Origin of the sequence: Agromyces bracchium (assembly GCF_009709675.1) — a bacterium.
Classification (GTDB): Bacteria; Actinomycetota; Actinomycetes; order Actinomycetales; family Microbacteriaceae; genus Agromyces; species Agromyces bracchium.
Genome location: NZ_WMLB01000008.1, coordinates 1 through 26,298, shown reverse-complemented (window position 1 = coordinate 26,298; position 26,298 = coordinate 1). Strand labels below are relative to the sequence as shown.

The following is a 26,298-nucleotide window of genomic DNA, read 5'->3' as shown; positions in this document are numbered from 1 at the left end:
GTCGCGGCCGCCGCCGCCGTGATCGCCACGCCGAAACGGCGCGAACGCTTGCTGGTGAACATCATTGTTTCCCTTCGCTCGATCGCCTCAGACTCGATTCGTCTTGAATCGATTCATATCGAGTTCACGAGCGACGGTACCCGGGCGTCGCGCGTTCGTCAATGAAAATCTTCGATCTACGGTATTCACCCGAATCGCCGATGGGCTACCGTGTCGTTCCATGGCAGCGAGCAGCCGACGAGGGAGCTACAGCACGGGCCGAGACCGCCGGGAACGGATCCTCGACGCTGCGGCCGCGAGCTTCGCTCGCGGTGACTTCGACCGCACGCCGACCGTCGAGCTCGCCAGGCAGGCCGGCGTCACCGCGCCCGGCCTCGCGCACCATTTCCCGACACGGGAGCACCTCCTCCTCGCCCTCGCCGAACGCCGATTCGAGACCGCCGCAGCGACGGCCGAGGCGTCGCCGCCCGACACCGACGGCACCGCCACGCTCCGACTCATGCTGAGGCAGACCGAGGCGCGGGTCGCCGAACCCGAGTTGATCAGGCTGTTCGTGCGAATCGCCGGAGTCGCATCGGACCCTGGGAGCGCCGCGCACGCCCTGTACGCGGCGCGCTACGAACGGGTCGTCGACGACATCGCCCAGCGGTTCGAACGCAGCGCGGCCGCGGGCCATCTGCGCGACGACGTGGACTACCGTGCGGTCGCTCGCGAGTTCATCGCCGTCTCGGACGGGCTGCAGATCCAGTGGGTGCTCTCGAACGGGGACCTCGACCTGGTGGACCTCATCCGCCGATACCTCGAGCGACTGGCGCCGGAGATCCTCGCCAACGGAGCTGCGGTCGCACTCTGACTGTGTCGGATCCGTGCGCGTAATGGCCCGCAGCCGCAATGACGCGCGCCATCGACCGGATGCCGTGGGGTCCCTGAAATACTCCCGGCGGAGCGTCGGGACACCTGCGAGCACCAGAGGTCGCTGCGGCCCGATGCGCCCGAGCAACTGGATCTACTTCGGCGTCAAGTCCGCCGGTGAAACAATGTGCTAATGTCTTAACATGGCTCCGACGATGAACTTCTACACCCGGAAGTGGGTGCGCCCCGAGGACCTCAATGGCAACGGCACCCTCTTCGGCGGGAGCCTGCTGCGCTGGATCGACGAGGAGGCCGTGGTCTACTCGGTGCTCCAGCTCGGCAACGGCCGCGTCGTCACCAAGTACATGTCGGAGATCAACTTCGTCAGCTCGGCCCGCCAGGGCGACCTCATCGAACTCGGCCTGATCGCCACGGAGTTCGGCCGCACCTCGATCACGCTCCGCGCCGAGGCGCGGAACATGATCACGCGCACGAGCATCCTCACGATCGAGCGCATCGTCTTCGTGAACCTCGGCGAGGACGGCACGCCCGCTCCGCACGGCCATACGGAGATCACCTACGCCCGTGATCGCGTGCCCGTCCCGGACGAGCGAACCGACATCGACTGACCACGCACCGCATATTGTCATTTTGTTAGGACATGGATAGCATGAACGCACCGACCACCTGCTCCGCCCGATCGAGAGAGTTCTACACCGGCGTATGAACACCACGACAGAGACCTTCGACGTCATCACCATGGGTCGCGTCGGCGTCGACATCTACCCCCTCCAGGACGGAGTGGGCCTGGAGGATGTCGAGACGTTCGGCAAGTACCTGGGCGGCAGCGCGACCAACGTCGCCATCGCGGCCGCCCGCCACGGCGAGCGCAGCGCCGTCATCACTCGCACGGGCGACGACCCGTTCGGCCGCTTCGTGCGGCGCGAGCTCGTCCGTCTCGGCGTCTCCGACGCGTTCGTCGGCGTCGAGCACGACCTGCTGACGCCCGTCACCTTCTGCGAGATCTTCCCGCCCGACGACTTCCCGCTGTACTTCTACCGGAAGCCCAAGGCGCCCGACCTCGCGATCAACGCGAAGTCGCTCGACCTCGACGCGATCCACAACGCCCGACTCTTCTGGGCGACCGTGACCGGCCTCTCCGAGGAACCGAGCCGCTCGGCGCATCACGTCGCCTGGACGGCGCGCAACCGGCGGCGGCACACCGTGCTCGACCTCGACTACCGCCCGATGTTCTGGCACTCCCCCGCCGACGCGACCCGCGAGGTGCAGCGTGCACTGCCGCACGTGACGGTCGCCGTGGGCAACCGCGAGGAATGCCAGGTGGCGGTGGGCGAGACCGACCCGCATCGCGCCGCCGACGCGCTGCTCGACCACGGCGTGGAGCTCGCGATCGTGAAGCAGGGCCCGAAGGGCGTGCTCGCGAAGACCCGTGACGAGACCGTCGAGGTCGCCCCGTTCCCGGTCGAGGTCGTCAACGGCCTCGGCGCGGGCGACGGGTTCGGCGGCGCGCTCTGCCACGGCCTGCTCGAGGGCTGGAGCCTCGAGCGCATCCTGCGCTTCGCGAACGTCGCCGGCGCCATCGTCGCCTCGCGTCGCGAGTGCTCGACCGCCATGCCGACGTCCGACGAGGTCGAGGCCGCACTCGAGGGGGCCACACATGCCACGCGCTGACCGGTTCATCTCCCCCGAGCGCTTCGAGGAGCTCCGCGACATCCGCGCCCACGAACCGCACCGCATCGCCGAGGCGTTCGCCGGCCGTGAGAAGCGCCGTCTGCTCTCCGACGCCGGCCGGCTCTTCATCGTCGCCGCGGACCATCCGGCGCGGGGCGCGCTCGCCGTCGGCTCCGAGCCGATGGCGATGGCCGACCGCTACGACCTGCTCGACCGCCTCGCGCTCGCGCTCTCCCGGCCCGGCGTCGACGGCGTGCTCGGCACACCGGACATCATCGACGACCTCGCGCTGCTCGGCGCGCTCGACGGCAAGGTCGTGGTGGGCTCGATGAACCGCGGCGGCCTGCGCGGTTCCGCGTTCGAGTACGACGACCGGTTCACGGGGTACGACATCCCCTCGATCGTGCGCGACGGCCTCGACTTCGCCAAGACGCTGCTGCGGGTGAACCTCGCCGACCCGGCGACCTCCGACACGCTCGAGGCGAACGCCCGCGCGGTGTCGGCCGCGGCGGCCGCGCGCGTGCCGATCATGCTCGAGCCGTTCATGAGCCGGTGGGAGAACGGCTCGGCGGTCAACGTGCTCGACGCCGACTCGGTCATCACCTCGGTCGCGATCGCGTCGGGCCTCGGCGACAGCTCCGCCTACACCTGGATGAAGCTGCCCGTCGTCGAGGACATGGAGCGCGTCATGGCGGCCACGACCCTGCCGACGCTGCTCCTCGGCGGCGACCGCGCCACCGACCCCGACGCGACCTACGCCGCCTGGGAGCGTGCGCTCGGCCTGCCGGGCGTCCGCGGCCTCGTCGTCGGCCGCACCCTCATCTACCCGCCCGACGGCGACGTCACGGCGGCGGTCGACACGGCCGCCGCACTCGTGCACGCGCCCGTCGACGCCTGACCCCACCTGACCTCGCACGACACGGAAAGTCGAGAACCCCATGACCAACACCACCGAGAACCTGCCCGTCGCCGACCCGTTCGTCGAGGAGGGAGGTCTGCCCGTCATCGGCCACTGGATCGACGGGTCCCTCCACGCCTCGCGCAGCGGCCGCACCGCGCCCGTCTACGACCCCGCCCTCGGCCGCCAGACCAAGGAGGTCGCACTCGCCGACGAGTCCGAGATCCAGACCGCGATCGCATCCGCCGCCCGCGCGTTCCCCGGCTGGGCCGGCACCTCCATGGCCAAGCGCCAGGCGATCGTGTTCCGCTTCCGCGAGATCCTCAACGAGCGCAAGCACGAACTCGCCGAGATCATCACGAGCGAGCACGGCAAGGTCGTCTCGGACGCCGCGGGCGAGGTGCAGCGCGGCCTCGAGGTCGTCGAGCTCGCGACCGGCTTCCCGCACCTCCTCAAGGGCGACTACTCCGAGAACGTCTCGACCGGCATCGACGTCTACTCGACCAAGCAGCCCCTCGGCGTGGTCGGCATCATCAGCCCGTTCAACTTCCCGGCCATGGTGCCGATGTGGTTCTTCCCCATCGCGATCGCCGCGGGCAACACCGTCGTCCTGAAGCCGAGCGAGAAGGACCCGTCGGCCGCGATCTGGATGGCCGAGGTCTGGAAGGAGGCCGGCCTGCCCGACGGCGTTTTCAACGTCCTTCAGGGCGACAAGCTCGCCGTCGACGGCCTGCTCACGAGTCCCGAGGTCCAGTCGATCTCGTTCGTCGGCTCCACGCCGATCGCGCAGTACATCTACGAGACCGCGGCCCGTCACGGCAAGCGCGTCCAGGCCCTCGGCGGTGCGAAGAACCACATGCTGGTGCTGCCCGATGCCGACCTCGACCTCGTCGCCGACCAGGCCATCAACGCGGGCTTCGGCTCCGCGGGCGAGCGGTGCATGGCCATCTCGGTCGTGCTGGCCGTCGAGCCCGTCGCCGACGAGCTCATCGAGAAGATCACCGAGCGCATCGGCAAGCTGCGGGTCGGCGACGGCCGCCGCGAGCCCGACATGGGCCCGCTCGTGACCGAGCAGCACCGCGACAAGGTCGCGTCCTACATCGACATCGCCGCGCAGGACGGCGCGACCGTCGTGGTCGACGGCCGCGGCATCGAGGTCGACGGCGCCGCCGACGGCTTCTGGCTCGGCCCGACCCTCCTCGACAACGTGCCCACCACGAGCCGCGCCTACACCGAGGAGATCTTCGGCCCGGTGCTCTCCGTCGTCCGCGTCGACGGCTTCGAGGAGGGCGTCGAGCTCATCAACTCGGGCGCGTTCGGCAACGGCACTGCCATCTTCACCAACGACGGCGGCGCCGCCCGGCGCTTCCAGAACGAGATCCAGGTCGGCATGATCGGCGTGAACGTGCCGATCCCCGTTCCCGTCGCGTACTACTCCTTCGGCGGCTGGAAGGACTCGCTCTTCGGCGACTCGAAGGCCTACGGCATCCAGGGCTTCGACTTCTTCACCCGGCAGAAGGCGATCACCTCGCGCTGGCTCGACCCGGCCACGCACGGCGGCATCAACCTGGGCTTCCCGAAGAACGACTGACACGAGACGATCGAACCGGCGCGCACCACGTGCGCGCCTCACGAAGGAGTGATCCCGGCAATGCCCGAGCAGAGCCCCTGGTTCCGCCCCCGCGGCGGCCTCACCCGCGACGGCTGGGAGAGCGTGGTCGACGCCACGCTCCCCGGCTGGGCGCACACCGGCCTGCGAGTGGCCGACCTCGGCGACGGGGGCTCGCGCGAGCTCCCCATCGCCGGGGTCGAGCGGATCGTCGTGCCGCTCGCCGGCTCGTGCGACATCGCGTGGACCTCGCCCGACGGGTCGGGCACGGTCGAGCTCGAGGGCCGCGCGTCGGTGTTCGACGGCCCGACGGATGTCGCGTACCTCCCGGTCGACACCGCCGCGGTGCTCACGGGACGGGGGCGCATCGCCGTCGCCGAGGCACCGGCGGCCACGCGGCATCCGCTGCAGGTCGTCGCGAAGGACGAGGTCGCCGTCGAGCTCCGCGGGGCCGGGCGGTCGAGCCGCCAGGTGCACAACTTCGGCACGCCCGGCAACCTCGCCGCCGAGAAGCTCATCGTGTGCGAGGTCATCACGCCGGCCGAGAACTGGTCGTCGTACCCCGCGCACAAGCACGACGAGCACGTGCCCGGCCACGAGTCCCGGCTCGAGGAGATCTACTACTTCGAGTCCGAGGTCGCCCGCGGCCTCGACGCGCCCGCCGGCGCCGACCCGTTCGGCATGTTCGCGACCTACACCTCGCCCGCGGGCGACATCGACGTCAACGCCATCGTGCACACGGGCGATGTCGCCCTGGTGCCGTTCGGCTACCACGGGCCCGCGGTCGCGGCGCCCGGCTACGACCTCTACTACCTCAATGTGATGGCCGGACCCGACGCCGAACGCGAGTGGCGCATCAGCGACGACCCCGCCCACGCGTGGGTGCGATCGAGCTGGGAGGCCCAGCAGTTCGACCCCCGACTGCCCTACACGGCCCACCAGGAAGGACGATGACGACCGTGGAGACCAAGCGGATGACGGTGGCCCAGGCCCTCGTCGAGTTCCTCGCCCGCCAGTGGACCGTCGACGGCGACATCCGGGAGCGCACGATCCCCGGCGTGTTCGGCATCTTCGGCCACGGCAACGTCGCCGGCATCGGCCAGGCGCTGCGCCAGGCGAACGAGCTCGAACCCGACCTCATGCCGTACTACCAGGCCCGCAACGAGCAGGCGATGGTGCACCAGTCCGTCGGCTACGCACGCATGCATCGCCGCCGCGGCACGTTCGCCTCCGCGGCATCCGTCGGGCCCGGCGCCGCGAACATGCTGACGGGTGCGGCGCTCGCGACGAGCAACCGGATGCCGGCGCTGCTCCTGCCGAGCGACACGTTCGCCACCCGCGTGGCCGACCCGGTGCTGCAGCAGCTCGAGCTCCCCCACGACATCGGCATCCAGGTGACCGACGCGTTCCGGCCGCTCTCGCGGTTCTTCGACCGGGTGCAGCGCCCGGAGCAGCTCTTCTCGATCGCCCTTGCGGCGATGCGCGTGCTCACCGACCCCGCCGAGACCGGCGCGGTCACGATCGCGCTGCCCGAGGACGTACAGGCCGAGGTGATCGACGTGCCGCTGGAGTTCCTGCAGGAGCGCGAGTGGCACCTGCGCCGCCCCGTGCCCGAGCGCGGTCCGCTCGAGCGCGCGGTCGCCGCCATCCGTTCGGCGAAGCGCCCCATCATCGTCGCCGGCGGCGGCGTCATCTACTCGGGCGCGGAGGACGTGCTGCGCCGCCTCGTCGAAGCGACGGGCATCCCCGTCGGCACCTCGCAGGCCGGCGGCGGGTCGCTGCCGTGGGATCACCCGCAGTACCTCGGAGGCATCGGCGCGACCGGCACGACCGCGGCGAACCGGCTCGCCGCCGAGGCCGACGTCGTCATCGGCATCGGCACCCGCTACAGCGACTTCACGACCGCGAGCCGCACGGTCTTCCAGGACCCCGACGTGCGGTTCGTGAACGTCAACGTCGCCGCGTTCGACGCCTACAAGCACGGCTCGCAGCTGCCCGTGATCGCCGACGCGCGCGAAGCGCTCGAGGCGCTCCTCGTCGAACTCGACGGGTTCCGCGTCGACGCCGCGTACGCCGAGCGCATCGAGCGCGAGAACCGCGAGTGGGATGCCGCGGTCGACGCGGCGTTCGCGGCATCCGGCCTCGACCGCCCCGGCCAGCCCGAGATCATCGGCGCCGTGCAGGCCGCGAGCGACCCGACCGACGTCATCGTGCAGGCCGCGGGGTCGCTGCCCGGCGACCTCCACAAGCTCTGGCGCGTGCGCGACCCGCTCGGCTACCACGTCGAATACGCCTTCTCGTGCATGGGCTACGAGATCGCCGGTGGCCTCGGCGTGCGCCGCGGCGCGCCCGACCGCGACGTCATCGTCATGGTCGGCGACGGCTCGTACCTCATGCTGCACACCGAGCTGGTGACCGCTGTCGCCGAGGGCCTCAAGGTGATCGTGATCATCGTCCAGAACCACGGCTACGCGTCGATCGGCCACCTCTCGGAGACGGTCGGCTCCGACCGGTTCGGCACCTGGTACCGGTCGTACGACGAGGGCGCCCGCAACTTCCAGGGCGACGAGATCCTCCCCGTCGACCTCGCCGCGAACGCGCGCTCGTACGGCGTCGACGTCATCGAGGTCGAGCCCGGGCCCGGCGCCATCCGCGATCTGCAGGCCGCGATCGCGACCGCGAAGGCGTCCGACCGGTCGACCGTGATCCACCTCGAGTCCGACCCGCTCGTGTACGCGCCCGACGGCAAGGGCTGGTGGGACGTGCCCGTGGCCCCAGAGGCCGAGATCGAGGTGACGAGGGCCGCGTACCGCGAGTACCTCGTCGACAAGGCGAAGCAGCGCCCGCTGCTCGGATGACGACCGCGTGCCCGGCACGACGGCGTGTGAACAGGAAAGAGAGACGACGTGGCTGACAGCATCCGCATCGGCACGGCCCCCGACTCGTGGGGCGTGTGGTTCCCCGACGACCCGAACCAGGTGCCGTGGCAGCGGTTCCTCGACGAGGTCGTCGAGGCGGGCTACACCTGGATCGAGCTCGGACCCTACGGGTACCTCCCGACCGATCCGAACCAGCTCGCCGACGAGCTCGGCTCCCGCGGCCTGAAGCTCTCCGCGGGCACGGTGTTCACGGGCTTCCACAAGGGCGACGACCAGTGGCAGCGGGCCTGGGACCAGGCCCTCGCCGTCACCGGCCTCGCCTCGAAGCTCGGCGCCGAGCACCTCGTCGTGATCCCCGACCTGTGGCGCAGCGACGCCACGAGCCAGGTGCTCGAGTCGCGCACGCTCGACGACGAGCAGTGGAAGCGGCTCGCCGCCGGTCACGACCGGCTCGGGAAGGCCCTCCTCGAGGAGTTCGGCGTGAAGCAGCAGTTCCACTCGCACGCCGACAGCCACGTCGGCACCTATCGGGAGGTCGAGCGGTTCCTGCAGGAGACGGATGTCGCCTACACGAACCTCTGCCTCGACACCGGGCACTTCTCGTACTACGGCGGCGACAACCTCGCCCTCATCGACGCGTATCCGGAGCGCATCGGCTACCTGCACCTGAAGCAGGTCGACACCACGCTGCTCTTCGACGTGCTGAAGAACGACGTGCCGTTCGCTGAAGCGGTGACCCAGGACATCATGGTCGAGCCCGGCACGCCCGGCGGGGTGCCGGAGTTCGCGCCGATCATCGAGCGCGTCGCGAAGATCGACCCCGAGATCTTCGGCATCGTCGAGCAGGACATGTACGGCTGCTCGATCGACCGCCCGTTCCCGATCGCCAAGCGCACGTTCGACCACATCTTCGAGGCGACGGAGGCCGCCCGTGTCGACTGACCTCATCACGCGCACCCCCGCGCCCACCGCGGCACCCCGGACCAGCGAAGGAGCATCCACCATGACCAGCACCGACCTCCGCGTCGGCGTCGTCGGCGCCGGCCTCATGGGCGCCGACCACGTCGCCCGCATCACCGACCGCATCAGCGGCGCGACCGTCTCGGCGATCGTCGAGCCCGACGCAGGTCGAGCGGATGCCGCGACCGCGGCCGCACCCGGCTCGCGCGCCTTCTCCCGCATCGAGGACGCCCTCGACGCCGGCGCGCTCGACGCCGTGCTCATCGCCACGCCCGGGCAGTTCCACGAGCCGGTGCTCATGCCCGCGCTCGCGGCCGGGCTGCCGATCCTCTGCGAGAAGCCGCTCACGCCCGACTCGGAGTCGTCGTGGCGTGTGCTCGAGGCCGAGCAGAAGCTCGACCGCCCGCACATCCAGGTCGGCTTCATGCGCCGCTTCGACGCGGAGTACCAGCAGCTCAAGGCGCTCATCGCCTCGGGCGACGCCGGCCAGCTCGTGATGCTCCGCTGCGTGCACCGCAACGGCACGGTGCCCGACACCTACACGCAGCCCATGCTGATCAACGACTCGGTCGTCCACGAGTTCGACGTCGTGCCGTGGCTCGCGGGCAGCGACATCCGCTCGGTCGAGGTCAAGTACCCGCGCCGCAACGCGCTCTCGCCCGACCACCTGCGCGAGCCGATCCTCGTGCTCATGGAGCTCGAGAACGGCGTGCTCGTCGACGTCGAGATGAACGTCTCGATCCAGTTCGGCTACCAGGTCGCCACCGAGGCGGTGTTCGAGTCGTCGCTCGCCCGCATCGGCCAGCCGTCGGGCCTGCAGTCCTGGCAGGACGGCCGGTTCTCGATCGCCGAGCACCAGAGCTTCAAGACCCGCTTCGCGTCGGCCTACGACGCGCAGATCCAGCGGTGGGTCGACGCCGTCCGGCGCGGCACGATCGACGGACCGAACGCGTGGGACGGCTACCGCGTCGCCCTCGCGTGCGAGGCGGGGGTGAAGGCCCTCGACGGCGGCGTCGTGCCGGTCGAGTCGCCCGAGCGTCCCGCGTTCTACGCCTGAGCCGCCGAGCCCGACCGAATCCGAGAGGAGACCACGCCGATGGCGACCATCGCCCTGGACCCGACCCCGTTCCACCACGACCACGGGCTGCTCGACTTCCCCGACATCGTCGCGCGGCTCGGGTACGACGCCATGCAGCTCACGCCGCACGTCGACTTCACGCCGTTCTTCCGGTATCCGAAGGCGGATGACGCGCTGGTGGCCGCGCTGAAGAAGCGCGCCGCCGATGCCGGCGTCCGGATCCCCGCGATCCTGCCCGTGCACCGCATCTCCTGGCCGGAGGAGCCGCAGCGCGAGGCGGCCGTGCGGAACTTCCTGCGCGTCATCGACCTCGCGGTCGAGCTCGAGATCCCGGTGATCAACACCGAGTTCAGCGGGCGCCCCGAGCGGTCGGAGGACTCGGAGGCCGCGTTCTACCGGTCGATGGAGGTGATCCTGCCCCGCATCGAGCAGGAGGGCCTGCGCCTGAACATCGACCCGCACCCCGACGACTTCGTCGAGGACGGCCTCGAGGCCTGGCGCGTGCTCCGCGGACTGAACTCGGCCGCGGTCGGGTTCGTGTACGTCGCGTCGCACACGTTCCACTACGGGAACCGAGCGACCTCGCTCATCCCCGAGCTCGGCGACCGCCTCGGCGCGGTCTACGCCGCCGACACGTTCGACCACACGCGCTCGCACGGGCTCCGGTACATCTCGAACCCGCCGGGCAACGCCGCACGCGTGCACCAGCACCTGCGCATCGGCGACGGCGACGTGGACTGGTCGGAGCTGTTCGGCACGCTCGCATCGACCGGGTACCTCGACCGCGACGACGCCCTCATCGTGTCGAACGTCTTCGCCGAGGATGAGACGGCCGACGACGTGTCGCGGTTCCAGCTTTCGCGCCTGCGCGAGCTCATCGATTCCGCTCGCGCATGAGGGTCGGTCTCGTCGGCTACGGCTTCGGTGGGCGCTACTTCCACGCCCCGCTCATCGCCGCGCTCGACGGGGTCGAGTTCGCAGGTGTCGTGACGCGATCACCGGATCGCCGGTCGGAACTGACCGGCGATCTCGGCGTTTCGGCGCCGCCCGCGTTCGATTCCGTCGCCGACCTCGTCGCCGCTGGCGTCGACCTCGTGACTGTATCCATCCCGCCGGAGTCGCGCGGCCCGGTCGTCCGGGAGTTGCTCGACGCCGGCGTCGCCGTCGTCAGCGACAAGCCCTTCGCCATGACCTTCGACGATGCGCGCTCGCTCGCCGACAACGCGGCCTCCCGCGGCGTCCCGCTCACCGTGTTCCACAATCGGCGCTGGGATTCCGAGGCGCTGACGGTCGCGCGTGCGGTCGCCGACGGACTCGTCGGCGACATCCGCACGTGCGAGTCGAACCTCGACCGCTGGGAGCCGTGGGTCGCCGAGACCTCGACCGGCGGCGGCTACCTGCTGGACCTCGGCAGCCATCTCGTGGATCAGGTCCGCGAGGTCTTCGGGCCCGTCGCCCGCGTCCTCGCGGTGATCGACCGGACGCCGGGACTGCCGCTCGAGACCGGCTTCCTGCTCGTCCTCGAGCACGAGTCGGGCCTCCGCACCCGCGTGACCGCCAACTGCGTGCAGGCGGCCGAGTACCCCCGATTCCGGCTCACGGGATCGGCCGGCACGCTCGTCCTCGAGGGCCTCGACGTGCAGACCGAGCAGGTGCTCGGCGGAATGTCGCCGAACGACGACATCTGGGGTCTCGAGCCCGCCCACCGAGCGGGCATCCTGCACCGACCCGACGGCACGCTCGAGACGGTGGCACGGGAGCGCGGCGACTGGAGCGCGTTCTACCGCGGCACGATGGACGCTCTCCGCACCGGCGCCCCGCTGCCCGTGTCGATCGACGGCGCACTCGCGACCCTCGCGATCCTCGAGGCCGCCATCGAGAGCGACCGCACGGGCGGATGGGTCGTTCCGCGGGCCTGACCCGACACAGGCGAACGGGGCCGAGACGCGACATCCGGCCCCCGTTCGTGGTCGCGGCCGGCCCTGCCCGACGGTGCGACGCCTCCGAACCTGCGGTCAGGGAAGCCGGTCCTCCCGCAGCGCGGTGAGTGCGTCGAATGCGACCCGGAGGAGGACCTTCGGGTCGGCGCCCGTCGTGTCGGTCGCCCACGCGGCGAGGGCGATGTCGAAGCACCCGAGCGAGGCCTGGACGATGGCTTCCGCTCGAAGGGTCGCGTCGCTGCCCCCGATCCGGTCCGCGACGAGCGGTGTGAGCAGGCGAGCCCAGAGCAGGTGCTTCTCGAGGTTCCTGGCGCGCAGCGCCGGGGTGCTGCCGAGCACGCGCATGGCGCGCTTGCCGCGGGCTTCGTCGCGACCGGGTGTCGCGAGGAGGGACTCATAGGCGGCGCGGAGTCCGTCCCACACCGGCTCATCGGCGGGGCGCGCGGCGAAGCGCTCTCGCACGACCTCCCCCCAGCCGACCGGTTCGACGATGACGGCGTCCTCCTTCGCGGGGAAGTAGCGATGGAAGCTCCGGGCGGAGATGCCGACCTCTGCCGCGACCTGCTCGACCGTGACGTTCTCGAACCCCTGCTCGTCGAACAGGTCCACGGCGACCTCCGAGATGCGAGCGCGAACCGCGTCGCGGGCGATCGCCCGGACACCGCTCTCGGGCTGCGCAGCTGCACTCACACAGCAAGCATACAGCGCCATTCCTGTCAGACTCTGACAATTGCGGCGTATAGTGTCACGCGTTCATCCGAGAAGGGACCCACATGCAACAACGCATCCTCGGCCAGCAGGGGCTGGCCGTCTCCGCCATCGGCTACGGCGCGATGGGAACGGCCGTCGGCTACGGGCCGAGCGACGACACCCAGTCGATCGCCGCGATCCGCACCGCGCACGACCTCGGCGTGAGCCACTTCGACACCGCCGAGATGTACGGCTGGGGCGCCGGCGAGGAACTCCTCGGTCGCGCGCTCGCGCCGATCCGCGACGAGGTGACCATCGCCACGAAATTCGGCTTCACTCCGTCCTACGCCCCGAATTCGCAGCTCGACCACATCCGCGAGGTCGTCGACGGCAGCCTCCAGCGACTCGGCGTCGACCACATCGACGTGCTCTACCAGCACGTCGACGACCCGAGCGTCCCCGTGGAGGACGTCGTCGGCGTGATGCGCGAGTACGTCGAGGCCGGCAAGGTCAGGTACCTCGGGCTCTCGAACACCACACCCGAGAACGTGCGCCGTGCGCACGCCGCCCACCCGATCTCGGTCCTGCAGACCGAGTACTCCGTCTTCGAGCACCGCGCCGAGGCGTTCTTCCCCGTGCTCGAGGAGCTCGGCATCGGCATGGTCGCCTACTCGCCGCTGGCCCGCGGCTTCCTCAGCGGCGCCGTCGAGCCCCGCACCGAGTACGGCCCGAACGACTTCCGCCAGCACATCCCGTGGTGGGCGCCGGAGAACTTCGACGCCAACCACGCGATCGTCACCGAGCTCACGGAACTCGCCGAATCCAAGGGCGTCACCCTCGCGCAGCTCTCGATCGCCTGGCTGCTCGCCCAGAAGGGCGACATCGTGCCGATCCCCGGCTCGAGGAACCCGGAGCGCGTCGCCGAGAACCTCGCCGCCGCCCAACTCGAGCTCTCCGATGCCGACCTCGCGCGCATCGCCCGGATCGCCCCCGGCGGCGGCGTCGTGCGATAGCGGCGAGCACGCGACGCGACGCTCGACCGGGAACTCGGTCGAGCGTCGCGGTCCGATACGGCTCAGTCGGTGGCGTACTTGACCTTGAAGTGCTCCTCGAGCTCTTCGAGCGTGTGGCCGCGGGTCTCCGGCACGCTCGTCGCGACAAACAGCAGCGCGAGCAGCCCGACCGCGGCGAACAGGTAGAACGTGCCGAACCCGAGCGCCTCGACGAGGGACGGGAACACGAGCGAGATCGTCGCGTTGGTCGCCCAGAGCACGAGCACGGTGACACCGATCATGAGGCCGCGCATCTTGAGCGGGAAGATCTCGGCGATCATGAGCCAGGCGAGCGGACCGATCGTGCCCTGCATGATGGCGATGAACGCGATGATGAAGATCATCAGCAGCCACGGCCGCAGCGGATTGCCCTCGGGCAGCACGGTGCCGACGGTGCCGACCAGCAGGTGCGCGGTGGTGGTGCCGATGAAGCCGAAGAGCATGAGCGTGCGGCGGTTGTACTTGTTGATGATCGCGAGGGCGACGAGCATGGCGCCCACCGAGGCGAGGCCGTTCAGCACGTTGAAGCTCAGGGCGGCGTTGCGGCTGAAGCCGGCCTCCTCGAGCACCTGGGTGCCGTAGTACATCATCGAGTTGATGCCGGTGAGCTGCTGGTAGGCGGCGATGCCGATGCCGATGAACAGCAGTCGGCGGATCCATCGCTGCGAGCGGATGTCGGCCCAGGTGCCCGATTGCTCCTCCTTCTCGACGGCGTAGAGCTCGCGCACCTCCTCCATCTCGGCGACGGCGCGCTCCTCCGAGCGCACGGTTCGGAGCACGGCGAGCGCCTCGTCGTCGCGCCCCTTGGCGATGAGCCAGCGCGGGCTCTCGGGCATCCGCAGCATGCCGAAGAAGAGGACGAAGGCCGGCAGGACCGCGACGGCGAGCATGTAGCGCCAGACGTTCTCGTTGCCGCCCCAGATGTTGCCGATGATGGCGTTGATGAGGAAGGCGAGGAACTGGCCCGAGACGATCATGAGCTCGTTGCGGGAGACCAGGCTGCCGCGCTTCTCGAACGGCGCGACCTCGGCGAGGTAGACCGGCACGGTGACGGATGCCCCGCCCACGGCGAGTCCCAGGATGAAGCGGAACACCAGCAGGACCTCGTAGGTCGGCGCGATCACGCAGCCGCCGGCGCCGATGAAGAAGAGCACGGCGAGGATGATGATGTTGGTCCGGCGGCCGATCGCGTCGGAGATGCGGCCGCCGAAGAAGGCGCCGATGCCCGCTCCGATGAGGAGCGTGAAGGTGATCATGCCCTCCTGGATCGGCGTGAGGCCGAAGTAGTCGACCATGAACGACAGTGCGCCGTTGAGGACGCCCGTGTCGTAGCCGAAGAGGAGGCCGCCGAAGGTCGCGATGACCGCGACCAGGCCGATGCGCCGGTTGTAGGGCCCGTTGCCGAGTGGCGGCAACGAGACCGCCACGGCGTTGGTGATGAGGGGCGGATGCGACATGGGCGCTCCTTCGCGAGTGTCGACCGCCGGGTCCCGACGGCATCGTCTACTTTGTCAGGACAATATAGCAAAGAGTTCATCCAGCCGCCACCCGCACGACGGAACGGCCGGGGTCTCCACCCCGGCCGTTCGTCGCGACGAGCGTCGATCGCGGCTCAGAACGTTCCCGCCCGGAACCGCTCAACGCCGACAGCACCCTCGACGACCGCCGCCGTGAGCTCCTCGACGCTCGTCTCCTCACGACGCACGTCGAGGATCTTGCGACCGTGGTTCATCACGATGTGCCGGTCGCATACCTCGTACGCGTGATGGAGGTTGTGCGTGACGAGTACCGAGCTCACGCCTTCGCCCTTGAGCTGGCGCAGGTAGGCGAGCAGCGCCTCGGTGGCTCGCACCGCGAGCGCCGAGGTCGGCTCATCCAGGATCAGCAGGCTGCGCTTGAAGTGCACCGCCCGCGCGATGGCCACTGCCTGCGCCTGGCCACCCGAGAGCGAGCCGACGAGCTGCTTCGCGCTCTTGATGCCCTCGATCGTGACCACCGTGTCGAGGATCTCGGTCGTGATCCGGTCCATCTCGCGCATCTTCATGAGCCCGAGCGGGTTCGTGATCTCACGCCCCATGAAGATGTTCCGGGTGATCGACATCTGCGGCACGAGAGCGGAGTCCTGGAAGATCGTCTCGACGCCGAGCTCCTCGGTCTTCTGCCGGTCGATGCCGTCGTAGCGCGTGCCCTCCCAGAAGTACGCGCCCTGGGTCATCGGCACCACGCCGCTCATGATCTTGACGAGCGTCGACTTGCCGGCACCGTTGTCGCCGAGGAGGCCGACGACCTCGTTCCTGCCGATCGTGAACGAGACGTCGTCGAGCACGGTGTTCGCGCCGTATCGCTTGGTCACGCCCTCGACGCGGAGCAGTTCCTCCGTGATGGCGGTCGTCTCGGTCATGACGCCTTCCCTTCCATGAGCTTGTTGAAGATGGCCGCGACCACGATGATGAGGCCGACGAAGAGCTGGATGTAGAAGCCCGGCGCCTTGGCGAGGATCAGCCCGTTCTCGATAATCCGGATGAGCGCGGCGCCGATGATCATGCCGATGATCGAGCCGCGACCGCCCAGGAGCGACGTGCCGCCGACGACTGCGGCGGCGATGGCCATGAGTGTGTAGTCGACCGTCGAGCCCGGCTGCATCGAGTTGGTGCGCACGGCGATGAGGATGGCGGCGAAGGCCACGAGCCCACCGAAGATGCCGAACGCGAGCAGCTTCACCCGGCCAGGGTTGATCGAGATCGCCTTGGCCGCCTGCGCGTTGCCGCCGACCGCGAAGATGTGGTTGCCGAGCTTGTGACGGTGCAGGAACAGCCAGCCGACGACGCCCATGATGAGCAGCCACACGAGCTGCATGCGGAAGACGCCGAAGTCGCCGACGAAGAGCGTGGTCAGCACGTCGTCCTTGGCGCCGCTCAGGATGGCTGGGGCGGTGCCGTTGACGAAGAAGCTCGCGCCGACCCAGAAGAAGCCCATGCCGAGCGTGGCGATGAACGAGGGGATCTTCGTCACGACGACGATGAGGCCGTTGACGAGCGCGATCCCGATGCCGCTGCCGAGGGCGGCGGCGACGCCCCAGCCCCAGCCGATCTCCTCGGAGACCCTGATGAACACGATCGCCGAGAAGCCGAGGTTGGCGCCAAGGCTGAGGTCGAACTCCCCGGCGATCATGAGGATGCCGGCGGCGATGCCGAGCAGCGCGAGCACGGGGATGCTCTGCGAGATGACGCCCGAGAGGTTGCTCGGGGCCAGGAACGGGAAGTCGTTCGGGGCGACGAGTCCCGCGATGATGAAGCCGATGAGGACGGCCAGGAAGATGATGCCGATCTCGAGGGCACCACGGCCCCGGGTGTAGCGGATCGAGTCACGGACCCGCTCGCCGAAGGTGGTCGGCACCGAGTCGGAGAGCGTTCGTGAACGAGTGGCGATCGAAGTCGTACTGACCGGCGCCGTGAGCACGTGCTGTTCGCGCTCCGTGGGCGGCGCCTCGTGGGTATCAGGCATAAGACGGGCTTTCTGTGCGTCCGCGTCATCGCGGAATGGATTCGGTGGGGCCCGAGGGGGCGGCCGGGCGGCCCGCCCCCTCGGCAGGAGCGACTAGAAGCGGACGCCCTGGAGGTCGTCCTCCTCGAGGAAGGAGACGTTGCTCTCGTCGATGAGGCCGGTGCCGCCGGAGTTGATGTTCGCCGGGGCGAAGCCGAAGTCGAGCCAGAGCACGCCCTGCATCACCGACTGGAAGCCCTGGATGAAGCCCTGCTGGTCGGCCGTGGCGATGATGGCGCCGTTCTTGATGCCGTCGATCACCTGGGGCGAGGTGTCGAAGCCGACGACCGGGACCGACACGCCGGCCGCCTCCATGGCCGCGACGATGTTGCGGTGCGGGGTGCCGCCGAGCGGGGTGATCGCCTTCACGTCGGGGTTCGCGGTGAGCCACGCCGTGAGGGAGTTGAGCGCCTCCTCGTCGGCGCCTGAGGTGCGGAGGTACTCGCCCTCGGCGCCGACCTCGTCGAGCGCCTCCTGGACGCCGCCGCCGCGCTGGATCGCGTAGTTCTGCTCGGGCTCCTCGGCCGGGAAGAGCACCTTGTCGCCGGCCTGCAGGTCGACCTCCTCGAGCAGGCGCGCCCCGACGAGCGTGCCGACCTCGAAGAAGTCCTGCCCGACGAACGCCGACACGCAGTCGGCGGCGCTGTCGGGTGCGGGCACGTTGTAGGCGATGACCTCGATGCCCGCGTCAGCGGCGTCGCACGCGACGCTCACCCACTTCTCGCCCTCGTTGAAGGGCATGAAGATGATCGAGGGGCTCGTGGCGATCGCGGTCGAGACGAGGTCGACCATCTTGTCGGGGTCGCCCTCCGCCGTCTGGTGCGTGAGCTCGAGGCCGCCGAGCTCGGCCGCGTCCTCGGCGCCGTTCAGGATCTGCGCCCAGAAGACGTCGCTCGCGGGGTTGTAGTAGGTGAAGAAGTAGGCGTCGCGGTTCTCGGAGCGCGAGCCGAAGCCGTCCTCCAGGCCGCCGGTCTCCGACGATGCGTTGCTGGCGGCCGTACAACCGGTGAGCGCCAGGGCGCCGGCACCCGCGAGCGCGACGACGGCTGCGAGCGGGCGGAATCGGGTTGCAATCACTTCGTTGTGTCCCTTCATGGGGCCGGCCTCTCCAATGAGGTCCGGGCTGTGTGTCCGCAATCGTAAGGATGACCCACACACAGGTCAATAGTATGTCCTGACATTTTGACGAACGAGAGCGAGTCCTCCGCTTCGCCGTGCAGATCGGCGATGTGGACATGGCCGCGACTATGTATTCTTGTCCGGACAATGATGTGTCCGCCGTGGCGGACGGAGAGGAGCCGACGCCATGCGACTCGGTGTCTACGACGCGATCCTGCACGACCGCCCCCTGCCCGACGCGATCCGCGTGGTCGCCGACCTCGGCCTGACCGGGATCGAGCTGAACACCGGCGGATTCCTCCCGGCCGCGCACGTTCCGACGTTCGACGAGATCCTCGTCTCGGACGCCGCGCGCGACGACTTCCTCGGCCTGTTCGAGGGCACCGGCGTCGAGATCGCCGGCCTCAACTGCAACGGCAACCCGCTGCATCCGCGACCGGAGATCGGCGAGCGTCATGCGCAGGACGTGCGCCGGAGCATCCGCCTCGCCGAGCGTCTCGGCCAGCACCGGGTCGTGACGATGTCGGGCCTTCCCGCTGGCGAGCCCGGCGGCACGCGACCCAACTGGATCGTGAACGCCTGGAACTCCGCGGCGCTCGACGTGCTGGAGTACCAGTGGGGCATCGCGGCACCGTTCTGGCGCGACATGGACGCGCTCGCGCGCGACCACGACGTGAAGGTCGCGCTCGAACTGCACCCGCAGAACCTCGTCTTCAACACCGCGACGATCCGTGAGCTCGTGGAGCGCACGGGCGCGACGAACGTCGGCGTCGAGCTCGACGCCTCGCATCTGTTCTGGCAGCAGATGGACCCGGTCGCGGTCGCACGCGAGCTCGGGCCGCTCGTCGTGCACGCGGCGGCGAAGGACGTGCGCGTCAACCACGAGGTCGCGGCGCTGCACGGCGTGCTCGACAACCGCTTCCGCCGGCTCTCCCCCGACGAGCCGCGCGTCAACCTCGGCGGCGACGAGTGGGTCAACGAATGGCCGACCGACTCCGCGTGGGACTTCGTCGCGCTCGGGCGCGGCCACGACACCGCCTACTGGACCGAGTTCCTCCGCGCGCTCCGCGAGATCGACCCGGACATGTGGGTCAACATCGAGCACGAGGACGTCTCGCTCGGCCGGATCGAGGGTCTCGAGGTGGCGGCGGCAGTGCTCACCGCTGCGGATGCCGCGCTCGGCGAGGCCTGATCGCCGGGCCGGCGGATCAGCGCTCGACGAGCGTCATCTCGAAGGAGTACAGGTCGGGCCGGTAGCAGTGCTGGCCCCACTCGACCGCGCGGCCCGAGTTGTCGAACGCGGTACGCGACATCGTGAGCACGGCGCTGCCCTTCGGGATGTCGAGGAGGCCGGCCTCATGCGCGGTCGCGTCACGCGCGCCGATCCGCTGCTTCGCCACTCGCATGGTCACGCCCCTCGCGCGGAGCAGCTGGTAGAGGCCGTGCTTCGAGAGATCGCCGAGGTCGATGTCGGTGAAGTCGGCGGGCAGCACGTTGTCGAGGATCGCGATCGGCACGCCGCCGGCTGAGCGGAGCCGCTTGATGTGGAGCACCGGGCTGCCGACCTCGACGCCGAGCTCCTCGGCCATCCGCTCGTCGGCCTCGCCGATCTCGGTCGACAGCACGCGCGTGTCGGGCTTCTGCCCTGAACGTTCGAGGTCCTCGTAGAGGCTCGTGAGCTCGACGCCGCGGCTGACCTTGCCGTGCACGACCTGGGTGCCGATGCCGCGTCGACGCACGAGCAGGCCCTTGTCGACGAGTTCCTGGATGGCGCGGCGGATGGTCGGCCGGGACAGCCCGAGCCGATTGCCGAGCGCGACCTCGTTCTCGAGGCGGGAGCCCGGCGGGAGCGTGCCGTCGTGGATCGCCTGCTCGATGCGGCTGGAGATCTGGAAGTACAGCGGCACCGGGCCCGACCGGTCGAGGTCGATGAACAGGTCGACCGGGAGCGACTGATTCGGTTCCGCCATGAGTGCCTCTCCTGTCGCGTCGGTCGCGACATCGCGACGTCGCGCCGAGCGCGACATGTTGTCAAGACAATAACAGCCCTTTCCATTCTCAGACAATGTCAGGTCGCGAGTCGGGCGGATCCCGTGGCGGTCGTGAATGTAGGTTGTATTGTCCTGACATATTGTCTACCCTCGATCTCGAGGCGCATCGACGCGCAGGTGTCGACCGCTCCGCCAGACCACGGAGGACCCATGACCGACGCACCCACGATCGACGCCGCCACGCTGCCCCTGCGGGTCGCCGCTGAGACGACCCCGACGAGCCTCTGGAACGACTCGGCCGACCCGGAGGAGCTCTCGCGCTCGATCGGGTTCGGCGCCGTGGGCGCCACCTGCAACCCGGTCATCGCCCTCGCCGCCATCCGGAACGACCTCGAGACCTGGGGGCCACGCATCGCCCAGCTTGCCGAGGCCCACCCGACCGCAGGCGAGTCCGAGCTGGGGTGGATGGTCGTCGAGGAGCTCTCGATCGAGGCGGCCCGCCTCCTCGAGCCCGAGTTCCGTCGGAGCGGCGGGCGCAACGGCCGCCTGTCGATCCAGACCGACCCGCGCCTGCACCGCGACGCCGACGCACTCGTCGAGCAGGCCGTGCACTTCTCCGGCCTCGCCGAGAACATCATCGTCAAGATCCCGGCGACCGCCACCGGCATCCGCGCGATCGAGGAGGCGACGTTCCGCGGCGTCAGCATCAACGCGACCGTGTCGTTCACCGTCCCGCAGGCGCTCGCGGTCGCCGAGGCGATCGAGCGCGGGCTCGACCGCCGTGAGGCCGCGGGCCTCCCCGACCACGAGTTCGGGTCGGTCGTGACGATCATGGGCGGCCGACTCGACGACTGGCTGAAGGCCTGGGTGGAGCGCAATCGCGTGCTCATCGACCCCGGGTACCTGGAGTGGGCCGGCGTCGCGGCGCTCAAGCGCGCCTACGAGCTGTTCGTCGAGCGTGGCTACCGCTCCCGCGTGCTCTCCGCGGCCTTCCGCAACCACATGCAGTGGTCGGAGCTCCTCGGCGGCGACCTCGTCGTCTCGCCGCCGTTCGCCTGGCAGCAGCTCATCAACGACAACGCGATCCCGGTAGAGCACCGCATCGACCGACCCGTCGACCCGCGGATCATCGAGGTGCTTCTGGAGAAGGTGCCCGAGTTCCGGCGAGCCTACGAGCCCGACGGCATGACGCTCGACGAGTTCGCCGACTTCGGCGCAACCCGACGCACGCTCCGTCAGTTCCTCGAGGCGGATGCCGCGCTCGACGCGCTCGTGCGCGACATCCTCGTCCCGGCCCCGTAACCGAGCCGCCCGGACCAGGGCGGTCCGGCACGATGGAGCACGATGCCGACGTTCACCGGGCCAGAATGGCTGCTGCTCGCCCTGGCCGCCTTCGCGGTCGGCGCGGCCAAGAGCGGCATGCCCGCCCTCGGCCCGATCACTGCGGCGATCTTCGCGTCGGTCCTCCCGGCGAAGGCGTCGACCGGCGCCGTCCTCGGGTTGCTGCTCGTCGGCGACCTCATCGCGGTGCGGATGTACCACGCCCACGCCGACTGGAGGATCCTGCGCCGGCTCCTGCCGTCCGTGCTCGTCGGCATCCTGCTGGGCGTCGTCGTCCTCTGGGCGGCGAACGACGTCGTCGTCCGCCGCATCATCGGCGGCACGCTGCTCGTGCTCGTCGCGCTCAGCGTCATCCTGATGCTCCGCCGCCGCGCCGACGCCGCCGCCGGGAGAGAGGCGCGACCCCTCCCCCGGGCGCTCTCGCTCGTGTTCGGCCCGCTCGGCGGGTTCACCACGATGATCGCGAACGCCGCCGGCCCGGTGATGTCGCTCTACTTCGTGGCCTCCCGCCTGCCCGTGCCGGCGATCCTCGGCACCGCAGCCTGGTTCTTCCTCATCGTCAACACGATGAAGCTGCCATTCTCGGTCGGCCTCGGGCTCGTCACCCCCGAGTCGCTGCTGCTGAACCTTCTCCTCGTGCCCGCGCTCATGCTGGGCGCGTTCGGTGGGCGGATGGCGGCGCGGCGCATCTCGCAGGAGTCGTTCGAGCGTGTCGTGCTCGTGCTGACCTTCGCGTCGGGGGTGTACCTGCTCTGGTGAGCCCATCGCCCCCCAACCAGACCGCAGAAACGCGAAAACCCCCGCCTGAGGGGGGGGTTTCTCACTGCTGGGGTACCTGGACTCGAACCAAGAACAACTGACGTCGATCTCGGCGCTTCGGTACCGGCCCGCGAGGGGCGGAATTCCGCGAAATTCCGCGGATCTCATGCGCCCAAGTCTACGTGCTGCTACGGAGTCATACGGGCCGAATCTGGTCTCCGAGGGCGTTCTCGGCAGGTTTCTGGTCACCTGCGACGGCGGTCGGCGAGGACGTCGCGGGCGAAGAGTTCGTACGACTCCCGGGGGTCGCCGAGCGCGGGCGAGTCCTCGCCGTAGGCGTCGTAGGCGATCTCGACGAGCCGTTCCGGTTCGGTGATGCCGAGGTGGCGGGCCAGGATGCGAAGGTCGGCGAGGTCCTGCGCCCGGCCGGCGGCCATCTTCATCGCGACGAGCTCCTCGGCGGTGGCGACCGTGATCGTGCCGCCGGTGTCGGCCACCACGTTCCACGGGGTGCTCGCCGCGTTCATCCACCGATCCGGCAGCCCGAGGTCGTCGGCCATCTCGGCGATCACCTCGTCGATCTCCGGGCGCGGCTGGTACGCGGCATCCACATCGGTCGTGACCCGCACCTCCGGGTCATCCGGGAAGCGGAGCACCATCGCCGCGCCACCCACGATCCGGACCGAACCGAGGATGCCGCGCGCCGCGAGCCGCCGCTCGAGCTCGTCGACGAGTTCCCTCGCCCGCTCCGCCGTCAGGACCAGTCCGTCGTTCACGCGCGCGCCAAGGATCGCTCGTCCAGCATGATGTTCAGGGCCCGGAGCCGCTCCGGGGTGGACCGCTTCGCCCGCTCCTTCAAGGATGAGTACTGCCCGAATGGGTACCACGCTCGCGGCAACCGCTCGGGTGCTGCCCAGTCGGGCCGTGCCCGACCCGCAGGGATCGCATCACACATCACCGCCCGGAACAACTGCTCCCACCGGTGATCGCCAACCTCCGACGGCCGCCACTCCAACGACTCGGCACTGAACCGCTCCGGATGTTCCGCGATCACCGACGCCGCATGGGTGAGCACCCGCAGCGCGAACTCCGGACGCCCCTCATCGAGCGCCAGGTTGATCTCGTCGGTCACGTTCGCGGGCGCGAACGGCGCGTACGGGTCGGTCGGGACCGAATCGAGCCGGATGTCGCGCCCCATCGCCTCGAGCGCGCGCCGCAGCGTGTCCAACCGGATCGTGCCCCGACGCTCCGACTGCTCCATCTGCGACACTGCCGCGACCGTCACCCCCAACCGCTCCGCCAGCTCCGCACCCGTCAAACCAGACGAGACGCGCGACGAACGGATCAGATCAGACATGCATCGATTATAGCCATACCTTTAATCGCGTGCAGCGCTACACGCGGGTCTGCTGTCCGCCCCGTGCTCGGCTCGGTGTTGTCCTACCGAGGCTGCAACCTTGAACGAGAAGCCTCGGAGAACCACGCCGATTCAGGTGTCAACTCTCTTCAGCACCCACAGCGCGATCATGCCCGAACCCACTACCGTCGACGTACAGGCGACCCACCACGCGACGCTCGACGTATACAGCACCTGGACTGCCAGAAGCAGGATGATCACGGCCGTCCCACCGATTAGCACAGCCGCTGATGCCGCCAAGGCTTGTGCGCCGCTGGAACCCTTCCTCGGTAGCGATGCCAGCGCCGCGAAGAGCGCACCGAAGGCCGCGATGGTCACCCCCACAAGAGCGCCCGCGAAAAGGGCGAACAACAAGCCGATAATCGTCATACTCCAGTTGGCGGTTGGCGACAATTGCGCGCGCTCCAGCACTGTTACCGCCGCGACCAGAATACCCACGAGGGCAGCGACGCCAAGAAGGGCGAGAATCGAAGTCGACAAGGAATTCCGACGCATCATCATTGCATCATTCCGTAGAGATTGGTTGCTTGGTTTGTCCAGGTAATATACGATCCAAGGTCGACAAACGCTGTTACAAGAAGATGCGATTGAGTAGTCGCAGTTTCCTGCTGCAGATACACAAGGCCGTCGCGCTCGAACGTGCTAAATGTGATCTGCGAACCAGGCGGATCGAAGTAGCCATTCGAAGTCACAGTAAACGTGACACTTGTGTCGGTCGTCGTGACCCAGACTCGCGCGGTGTCAGCGACTCCAGTACCGGTTGCTTTGACGAGAGTACAGCTCGAACGGTTTGTGAACGTCTCGCACCCGGAAACCTTAAAGGGAAAGATTCGCCCGGGATTCGCCTTGAATACATTCATCACCGACTTTGCGGAGGCTCGTCTTGAACTTGCGACAGCAAACTCGTATCGATACGCATAGTTGCCCGACTCGTACCACTGCCGCTTTGCCCCTGATTTTCCGCGATTGCACAAACCACAATCTTGGATCTCTCCGGTCAGGTCGAAACTGTTGATGGGGTCGGTGGGGTAGTCGTAGTTGTTGGTGACGCCGCCTTCGATGGGGTCGGTTTCGAGGAATCGGCCGAGGGTGGGGACGTATTGGCGGGCGCCCATCTCGATCGTCGCGATCGATCCGGCGTGTTCGGTGAGTTTGCGATGCTGCCCGAGCCACCCCCAATCCGCGTCACCTGGCAGGGTGTCCGGTCCCGCGTCATCCGCGGCCACCGTGCCGGCGAACCCGGTCACAGCGTCGATGGCCTGTCCGAACGGGTCGAACCGGAACACCGGGCTGCGGGCGCCCGCAGCGTCGGCGGTCACGGTGGTGTCGCCATGGATGTTCGGGTACGACCACGTCTGCGCACCGTCACCGGTGCTCGTGCTGACAGTGACCCCGCCCGGCAGGCCCTGCACCTGATTCGGCCTGGGTTTCGTTCCGTCCTCTAATTCAGGATGGATGACGATGCCGAAGAAGTTTGACCCCGAGATGCGCGAGCGAGCGCTGCGGATGCTCGCTGAGGCGATGCCCTCGCATGTGAACAAGACCGCCGCGGTGCGCCATGTCGCCGATCTGCTCGGGATGAGCCCCGAGACGCTGCGGACCTGGGCGCGCCGGGTCGAGGTGGACGAGGGCCGCGCCGCGGGCACGCCGACAGACGTGCTCGAGGAGAATCGTCGCCTGAAGCGCGAGGTCGCTGAACTGCGCAAGGCGAACGAGGTGCTCAAGGCGGCGAGCGTGTTTTTCGCGAAGGAGCTCGACCGACCCTCGACGAGATGATCCGGTTCATCGACGAGTACCGGGATCGTTTCGGGGTCGAGCTCATCTGCCGGGTGCTGCGCCCGGCCGTGCGAGGGTTCGTCACCGCCCGCGGGTACCGGGCGGCGAAGACCCGTGTGCCCTCGGCCAGGGCGTTGCGCGATGAGTTGCTCGTACCGGAAGTCGCTCGACTGCATGCGGAGAACTACGGCGTGTACGGGCGCCGCAAGATGCACGCCCTGCTGCGCCGGCAGGGCTGGGACATCGGCCGGGACCAGACCGAGCGGCTGATGCGGCTGGCCGAAGTCCGTGGAGTGCGACGGTCGAAGAAGGTGTTCACGACGAAGCCCGATCCGGCGCAAGCCAAGCCGAAGGACCTCGTACAGCGACGATTCACCGCACCCGGTCCGCGGCGGCTGTGGGTGGCCGACGTCACCTACGTCGCCACTTGGTCCGGGTTCGCGTACGTCGCCTTCGTCACCGACGTGTACTCCCGCCGCATCGTCGGCTGGAACGTCGCCGCCACGTTGAAGGCCGACATCCTGCCGTTGCAGGCACTGAACATGGCCGCATGGACCGCCGGCGGCAAGCTCGACGGGCTGGTCCATCACGCCGATCACGGGTCGAACTACCTCGCCGTGGTGTACACCGACCGGATCGTCGAACTCGGCGCGGAACCGTCCACCGGAACCGTCGGCGACTCGTACGACAACGCCCTCGCCG

At 69.0% G+C, this 26,298-nt stretch carries 27 protein-coding genes and 1 other annotated feature; of the genes, 17 read left to right on the top strand and 10 right to left on the bottom strand.

What is annotated here, in order from left to right; all coding sequences use genetic code 11:
- Positions 1 to 220: 220 nt before the first annotated feature.
- The 11 genes from GJ743_RS02940 to GJ743_RS02890 all read left to right on the top strand — a co-directional run bounded on the left by GJ743_RS02940 (position 221) and on the right by GJ743_RS02890 (position 11,887).
- Positions 221 to 853, top strand: a complete 633-nt coding sequence (locus tag GJ743_RS02940; protein WP_155050450.1) for a TetR/AcrR family transcriptional regulator — start codon at positions 221 to 223, stop codon at positions 851 to 853.
- A gap of 202 nt (positions 854 to 1,055) precedes the next feature.
- On the top strand, positions 1,056 to 1,481 hold the full coding sequence (locus GJ743_RS02935) for an acyl-CoA thioesterase (protein ID WP_230386404.1): 426 nt from the start codon (positions 1,056 to 1,058) through the stop codon (positions 1,479 to 1,481).
- 94 nt (positions 1,482 to 1,575) lie between these two features.
- Positions 1,576 to 2,544 carry a 5-dehydro-2-deoxygluconokinase gene (iolC, locus tag GJ743_RS02930; RefSeq protein ID WP_155050449.1) on the top strand — a complete coding sequence of 323 codons (969 nt, stop codon included), beginning with the start codon at positions 1,576 to 1,578 and terminating at the stop codon, positions 2,542 to 2,544.
- A complete protein-coding gene (locus GJ743_RS02925) occupies positions 2,531 to 3,442 on the top strand; it encodes a Cgl0159 family (beta/alpha)8-fold protein (RefSeq protein ID WP_155050448.1) in 912 nt (303 codons plus the stop codon). The genes iolC and GJ743_RS02925 overlap by 14 nt, the downstream gene beginning before the upstream one ends.
- A 40-nt stretch (positions 3,443 to 3,482) precedes the next feature.
- Positions 3,483 to 5,033 carry a CoA-acylating methylmalonate-semialdehyde dehydrogenase gene (locus GJ743_RS02920; protein WP_155050447.1) on the top strand — a complete coding sequence of 517 codons (1,551 nt, stop codon included), beginning with the start codon at positions 3,483 to 3,485 and terminating at the stop codon, positions 5,031 to 5,033.
- 60 nt (positions 5,034 to 5,093) lie between these two features.
- A complete protein-coding gene (iolB, locus tag GJ743_RS02915; RefSeq protein ID WP_155050446.1) occupies positions 5,094 to 6,005 on the top strand; it encodes a 5-deoxy-glucuronate isomerase in 912 nt (303 codons plus the stop codon).
- A complete protein-coding gene (gene iolD, locus GJ743_RS02910; RefSeq protein WP_155050445.1) occupies positions 6,002 to 7,909 on the top strand; it encodes a 3D-(3,5/4)-trihydroxycyclohexane-1,2-dione acylhydrolase (decyclizing) in 1,908 nt (635 codons plus the stop codon). The genes iolB and iolD overlap by 4 nt, the downstream gene beginning before the upstream one ends.
- A 48-nt stretch (positions 7,910 to 7,957) precedes the next feature.
- Positions 7,958 to 8,872 (top strand): sugar phosphate isomerase/epimerase family protein, encoded by a 915-nt coding sequence (locus tag GJ743_RS02905; RefSeq protein WP_328288727.1) that lies wholly within the window; start codon positions 7,958 to 7,960, stop codon positions 8,870 to 8,872.
- A 61-nt stretch (positions 8,873 to 8,933) separates the two neighbouring features.
- Positions 8,934 to 9,947 carry a Gfo/Idh/MocA family protein gene (locus GJ743_RS02900; protein ID WP_155050444.1) on the top strand — a complete coding sequence of 338 codons (1,014 nt, stop codon included), beginning with the start codon at positions 8,934 to 8,936 and terminating at the stop codon, positions 9,945 to 9,947.
- 39 nt (positions 9,948 to 9,986) lie between these two features.
- The gene (locus GJ743_RS02895) at positions 9,987 to 10,865 is read left to right on the top strand and encodes a sugar phosphate isomerase/epimerase family protein (protein ID WP_155050443.1); all 879 of its coding nucleotides are present in this window, start codon (positions 9,987 to 9,989) and stop codon (positions 10,863 to 10,865) included.
- Entirely contained in the window at positions 10,862 to 11,887 is a 1,026-nt protein-coding gene (locus tag GJ743_RS02890) for a Gfo/Idh/MocA family oxidoreductase (protein ID WP_155050442.1), read from the top strand. The genes GJ743_RS02895 and GJ743_RS02890 overlap by 4 nt, the downstream gene beginning before the upstream one ends.
- 96 nt (positions 11,888 to 11,983) lie before the next feature.
- Here the strand turns inward: GJ743_RS02890 and GJ743_RS02885 are convergent, their stop codons facing one another.
- On the bottom strand, positions 11,984 to 12,598 hold the full coding sequence (locus tag GJ743_RS02885) for a TetR/AcrR family transcriptional regulator (RefSeq protein WP_328288726.1): 615 nt from the start codon (positions 12,596 to 12,598) through the stop codon (positions 11,984 to 11,986).
- A gap of 83 nt (positions 12,599 to 12,681) precedes the next feature.
- Between GJ743_RS02885 and GJ743_RS02880 the strand changes: the two genes are divergently transcribed.
- Complete coding sequence (locus tag GJ743_RS02880; RefSeq protein ID WP_155050440.1) at positions 12,682 to 13,611, top strand: aldo/keto reductase; 930 nt, start codon at positions 12,682 to 12,684, stop codon at positions 13,609 to 13,611.
- A 62-nt stretch (positions 13,612 to 13,673) separates the two neighbouring features.
- Here GJ743_RS02880 and GJ743_RS02875 read toward each other — a convergent pair whose 3' ends face one another.
- From GJ743_RS02875 to GJ743_RS02860, 4 genes are all read right to left on the bottom strand, one after another.
- The gene (locus tag GJ743_RS02875; RefSeq protein WP_155050439.1) at positions 13,674 to 15,107 is read right to left on the bottom strand and encodes a sugar porter family MFS transporter; all 1,434 of its coding nucleotides are present in this window, start codon (positions 15,105 to 15,107) and stop codon (positions 13,674 to 13,676) included.
- A gap of 155 nt (positions 15,108 to 15,262) precedes the next feature.
- A complete protein-coding gene (locus GJ743_RS02870; protein WP_155050438.1) occupies positions 15,263 to 16,051 on the bottom strand; it encodes an ATP-binding cassette domain-containing protein in 789 nt (262 codons plus the stop codon).
- Entirely contained in the window at positions 16,048 to 17,046 is a 999-nt protein-coding gene (locus GJ743_RS02865; RefSeq protein ID WP_196216890.1) for an ABC transporter permease, read from the bottom strand. The genes GJ743_RS02870 and GJ743_RS02865 overlap by 4 nt, the downstream gene beginning before the upstream one ends.
- Positions 17,047 to 17,247: 201 nt before the next feature.
- The gene (locus GJ743_RS02860) at positions 17,248 to 18,288 is read right to left on the bottom strand and encodes a substrate-binding domain-containing protein (RefSeq protein WP_155050436.1); all 1,041 of its coding nucleotides are present in this window, start codon (positions 18,286 to 18,288) and stop codon (positions 17,248 to 17,250) included.
- Positions 18,289 to 18,499: 211 nt separating this feature from the next.
- Between GJ743_RS02860 and GJ743_RS02855 the strand changes: the two genes are divergently transcribed.
- Positions 18,500 to 19,504, top strand: a complete 1,005-nt coding sequence (locus GJ743_RS02855; RefSeq protein WP_155050435.1) for a sugar phosphate isomerase/epimerase family protein — start codon at positions 18,500 to 18,502, stop codon at positions 19,502 to 19,504.
- Positions 19,505 to 19,520: 16 nt separating this feature from the next.
- Here GJ743_RS02855 and GJ743_RS02850 read toward each other — a convergent pair whose 3' ends face one another.
- Positions 19,521 to 20,282, bottom strand: a complete 762-nt coding sequence (locus tag GJ743_RS02850) for a GntR family transcriptional regulator (RefSeq protein ID WP_155050434.1) — start codon at positions 20,280 to 20,282, stop codon at positions 19,521 to 19,523.
- Positions 20,283 to 20,513: 231 nt separating this feature from the next.
- On the opposite strand from GJ743_RS02850, the gene GJ743_RS02845 reads away from it, so the two are divergent.
- Together GJ743_RS02845 and GJ743_RS02840 are read left to right on the top strand one after the other, a co-directional pair.
- Positions 20,514 to 21,605 carry a transaldolase family protein gene (locus GJ743_RS02845; RefSeq protein WP_155050433.1) on the top strand — a complete coding sequence of 364 codons (1,092 nt, stop codon included), beginning with the start codon at positions 20,514 to 20,516 and terminating at the stop codon, positions 21,603 to 21,605.
- Positions 21,606 to 21,647: 42 nt separating this feature from the next.
- A complete protein-coding gene (locus GJ743_RS02840) occupies positions 21,648 to 22,403 on the top strand; it encodes a sulfite exporter TauE/SafE family protein (protein WP_155050432.1) in 756 nt (251 codons plus the stop codon).
- Between the two features lie 245 nt (positions 22,404 to 22,648).
- On the opposite strand, the gene GJ743_RS02835 is transcribed toward GJ743_RS02840, so the two are convergent.
- From GJ743_RS02835 to GJ743_RS02820, 4 genes are all read right to left on the bottom strand, one after another.
- Positions 22,649 to 23,179, bottom strand: coding sequence for a hypothetical protein (locus GJ743_RS02835; RefSeq protein ID WP_155050431.1), 531 nt, complete (start codon positions 23,177 to 23,179; stop codon positions 22,649 to 22,651).
- Positions 23,176 to 23,760, bottom strand: coding sequence for a helix-turn-helix domain-containing protein (locus GJ743_RS02830; protein WP_155050430.1), 585 nt, complete (start codon positions 23,758 to 23,760; stop codon positions 23,176 to 23,178). Before GJ743_RS02830 ends, GJ743_RS02835 begins: the two co-directional genes overlap by 4 nt.
- 132 nt (positions 23,761 to 23,892) lie before the next feature.
- Positions 23,893 to 24,321: a hypothetical protein gene (locus tag GJ743_RS02825; protein ID WP_155050429.1), complete on the bottom strand. Its 429-nt coding sequence runs from the start codon at positions 24,319 to 24,321 to the stop codon at positions 23,893 to 23,895.
- On the bottom strand, positions 24,318 to 25,232 hold the full coding sequence (locus GJ743_RS02820; RefSeq protein WP_155050428.1) for an RHS repeat-associated core domain-containing protein: 915 nt from the start codon (positions 25,230 to 25,232) through the stop codon (positions 24,318 to 24,320). The genes GJ743_RS02825 and GJ743_RS02820 overlap by 4 nt, the downstream gene beginning before the upstream one ends.
- Before the next feature lie 43 nt (positions 25,233 to 25,275).
- On the opposite strand from GJ743_RS02820, the gene GJ743_RS02815 reads away from it, so the two are divergent.
- A complete protein-coding gene (locus tag GJ743_RS02815; protein ID WP_155050427.1) occupies positions 25,276 to 25,596 on the top strand; it encodes a transposase in 321 nt (106 codons plus the stop codon).
- Positions 25,554 to 25,667 (top strand) — a sequence feature (AL1L pseudoknot). Its footprint overlaps the gene before it by 43 nt.
- On the top strand, positions 25,593 to 26,298 hold a 706-nt coding region (locus GJ743_RS02810; protein ID WP_155050426.1), incomplete at its 3' end, for an IS3 family transposase. Its footprint overlaps the feature before it by 75 nt. The genes GJ743_RS02815 and GJ743_RS02810, both read left to right, overlap by 4 nt.

Coding starts and splice junctions, on each gene's coding strand:
- GJ743_RS02940 (WP_155050450.1), top strand. CDS start 221: ATGGCAGCGAGCAGCCGACGAGGGAGCTACAGCACGGGCCGAGACCGC.
- GJ743_RS02935 (WP_230386404.1), top strand. CDS start 1,056: ATGGCTCCGACGATGAACTTCTACACCCGGAAGTGGGTGCGCCCCGAG.
- iolC (WP_155050449.1), top strand. CDS start 1,576: ATGAACACCACGACAGAGACCTTCGACGTCATCACCATGGGTCGCGTC.
- GJ743_RS02925 (WP_155050448.1), top strand. CDS start 2,531: ATGCCACGCGCTGACCGGTTCATCTCCCCCGAGCGCTTCGAGGAGCTC.
- GJ743_RS02920 (WP_155050447.1), top strand. CDS start 3,483: ATGACCAACACCACCGAGAACCTGCCCGTCGCCGACCCGTTCGTCGAG.
- iolB (WP_155050446.1), top strand. CDS start 5,094: ATGCCCGAGCAGAGCCCCTGGTTCCGCCCCCGCGGCGGCCTCACCCGC.
- iolD (WP_155050445.1), top strand. CDS start 6,002: ATGACGACCGTGGAGACCAAGCGGATGACGGTGGCCCAGGCCCTCGTC.
- GJ743_RS02900 (WP_155050444.1), top strand. CDS start 8,934: ATGACCAGCACCGACCTCCGCGTCGGCGTCGTCGGCGCCGGCCTCATG.
- GJ743_RS02895 (WP_155050443.1), top strand. CDS start 9,987: ATGGCGACCATCGCCCTGGACCCGACCCCGTTCCACCACGACCACGGG.
- GJ743_RS02890 (WP_155050442.1), top strand. CDS start 10,862: ATGAGGGTCGGTCTCGTCGGCTACGGCTTCGGTGGGCGCTACTTCCAC.
- GJ743_RS02880 (WP_155050440.1), top strand. CDS start 12,682: ATGCAACAACGCATCCTCGGCCAGCAGGGGCTGGCCGTCTCCGCCATC.
- GJ743_RS02875 (WP_155050439.1), bottom strand. CDS start 15,107: ATGTCGCATCCGCCCCTCATCACCAACGCCGTGGCGGTCTCGTTGCCG.
- GJ743_RS02870 (WP_155050438.1), bottom strand. CDS start 16,051: ATGACCGAGACGACCGCCATCACGGAGGAACTGCTCCGCGTCGAGGGC.
- GJ743_RS02860 (WP_155050436.1), bottom strand. CDS start 18,288: ATGAAGGGACACAACGAAGTGATTGCAACCCGATTCCGCCCGCTCGCA.
- GJ743_RS02855 (WP_155050435.1), top strand. CDS start 18,500: ATGCGACTCGGTGTCTACGACGCGATCCTGCACGACCGCCCCCTGCCC.
- GJ743_RS02850 (WP_155050434.1), bottom strand. CDS start 20,282: ATGGCGGAACCGAATCAGTCGCTCCCGGTCGACCTGTTCATCGACCTC.
- GJ743_RS02845 (WP_155050433.1), top strand. CDS start 20,514: ATGACCGACGCACCCACGATCGACGCCGCCACGCTGCCCCTGCGGGTC.
- GJ743_RS02840 (WP_155050432.1), top strand. CDS start 21,648: ATGCCGACGTTCACCGGGCCAGAATGGCTGCTGCTCGCCCTGGCCGCC.
- GJ743_RS02830 (WP_155050430.1), bottom strand. CDS start 23,760: ATGTCTGATCTGATCCGTTCGTCGCGCGTCTCGTCTGGTTTGACGGGT.
- GJ743_RS02825 (WP_155050429.1), bottom strand. CDS start 24,321: ATGATGATGCGTCGGAATTCCTTGTCGACTTCGATTCTCGCCCTTCTT.
- GJ743_RS02815 (WP_155050427.1), top strand. CDS start 25,276: ATGACGATGCCGAAGAAGTTTGACCCCGAGATGCGCGAGCGAGCGCTG.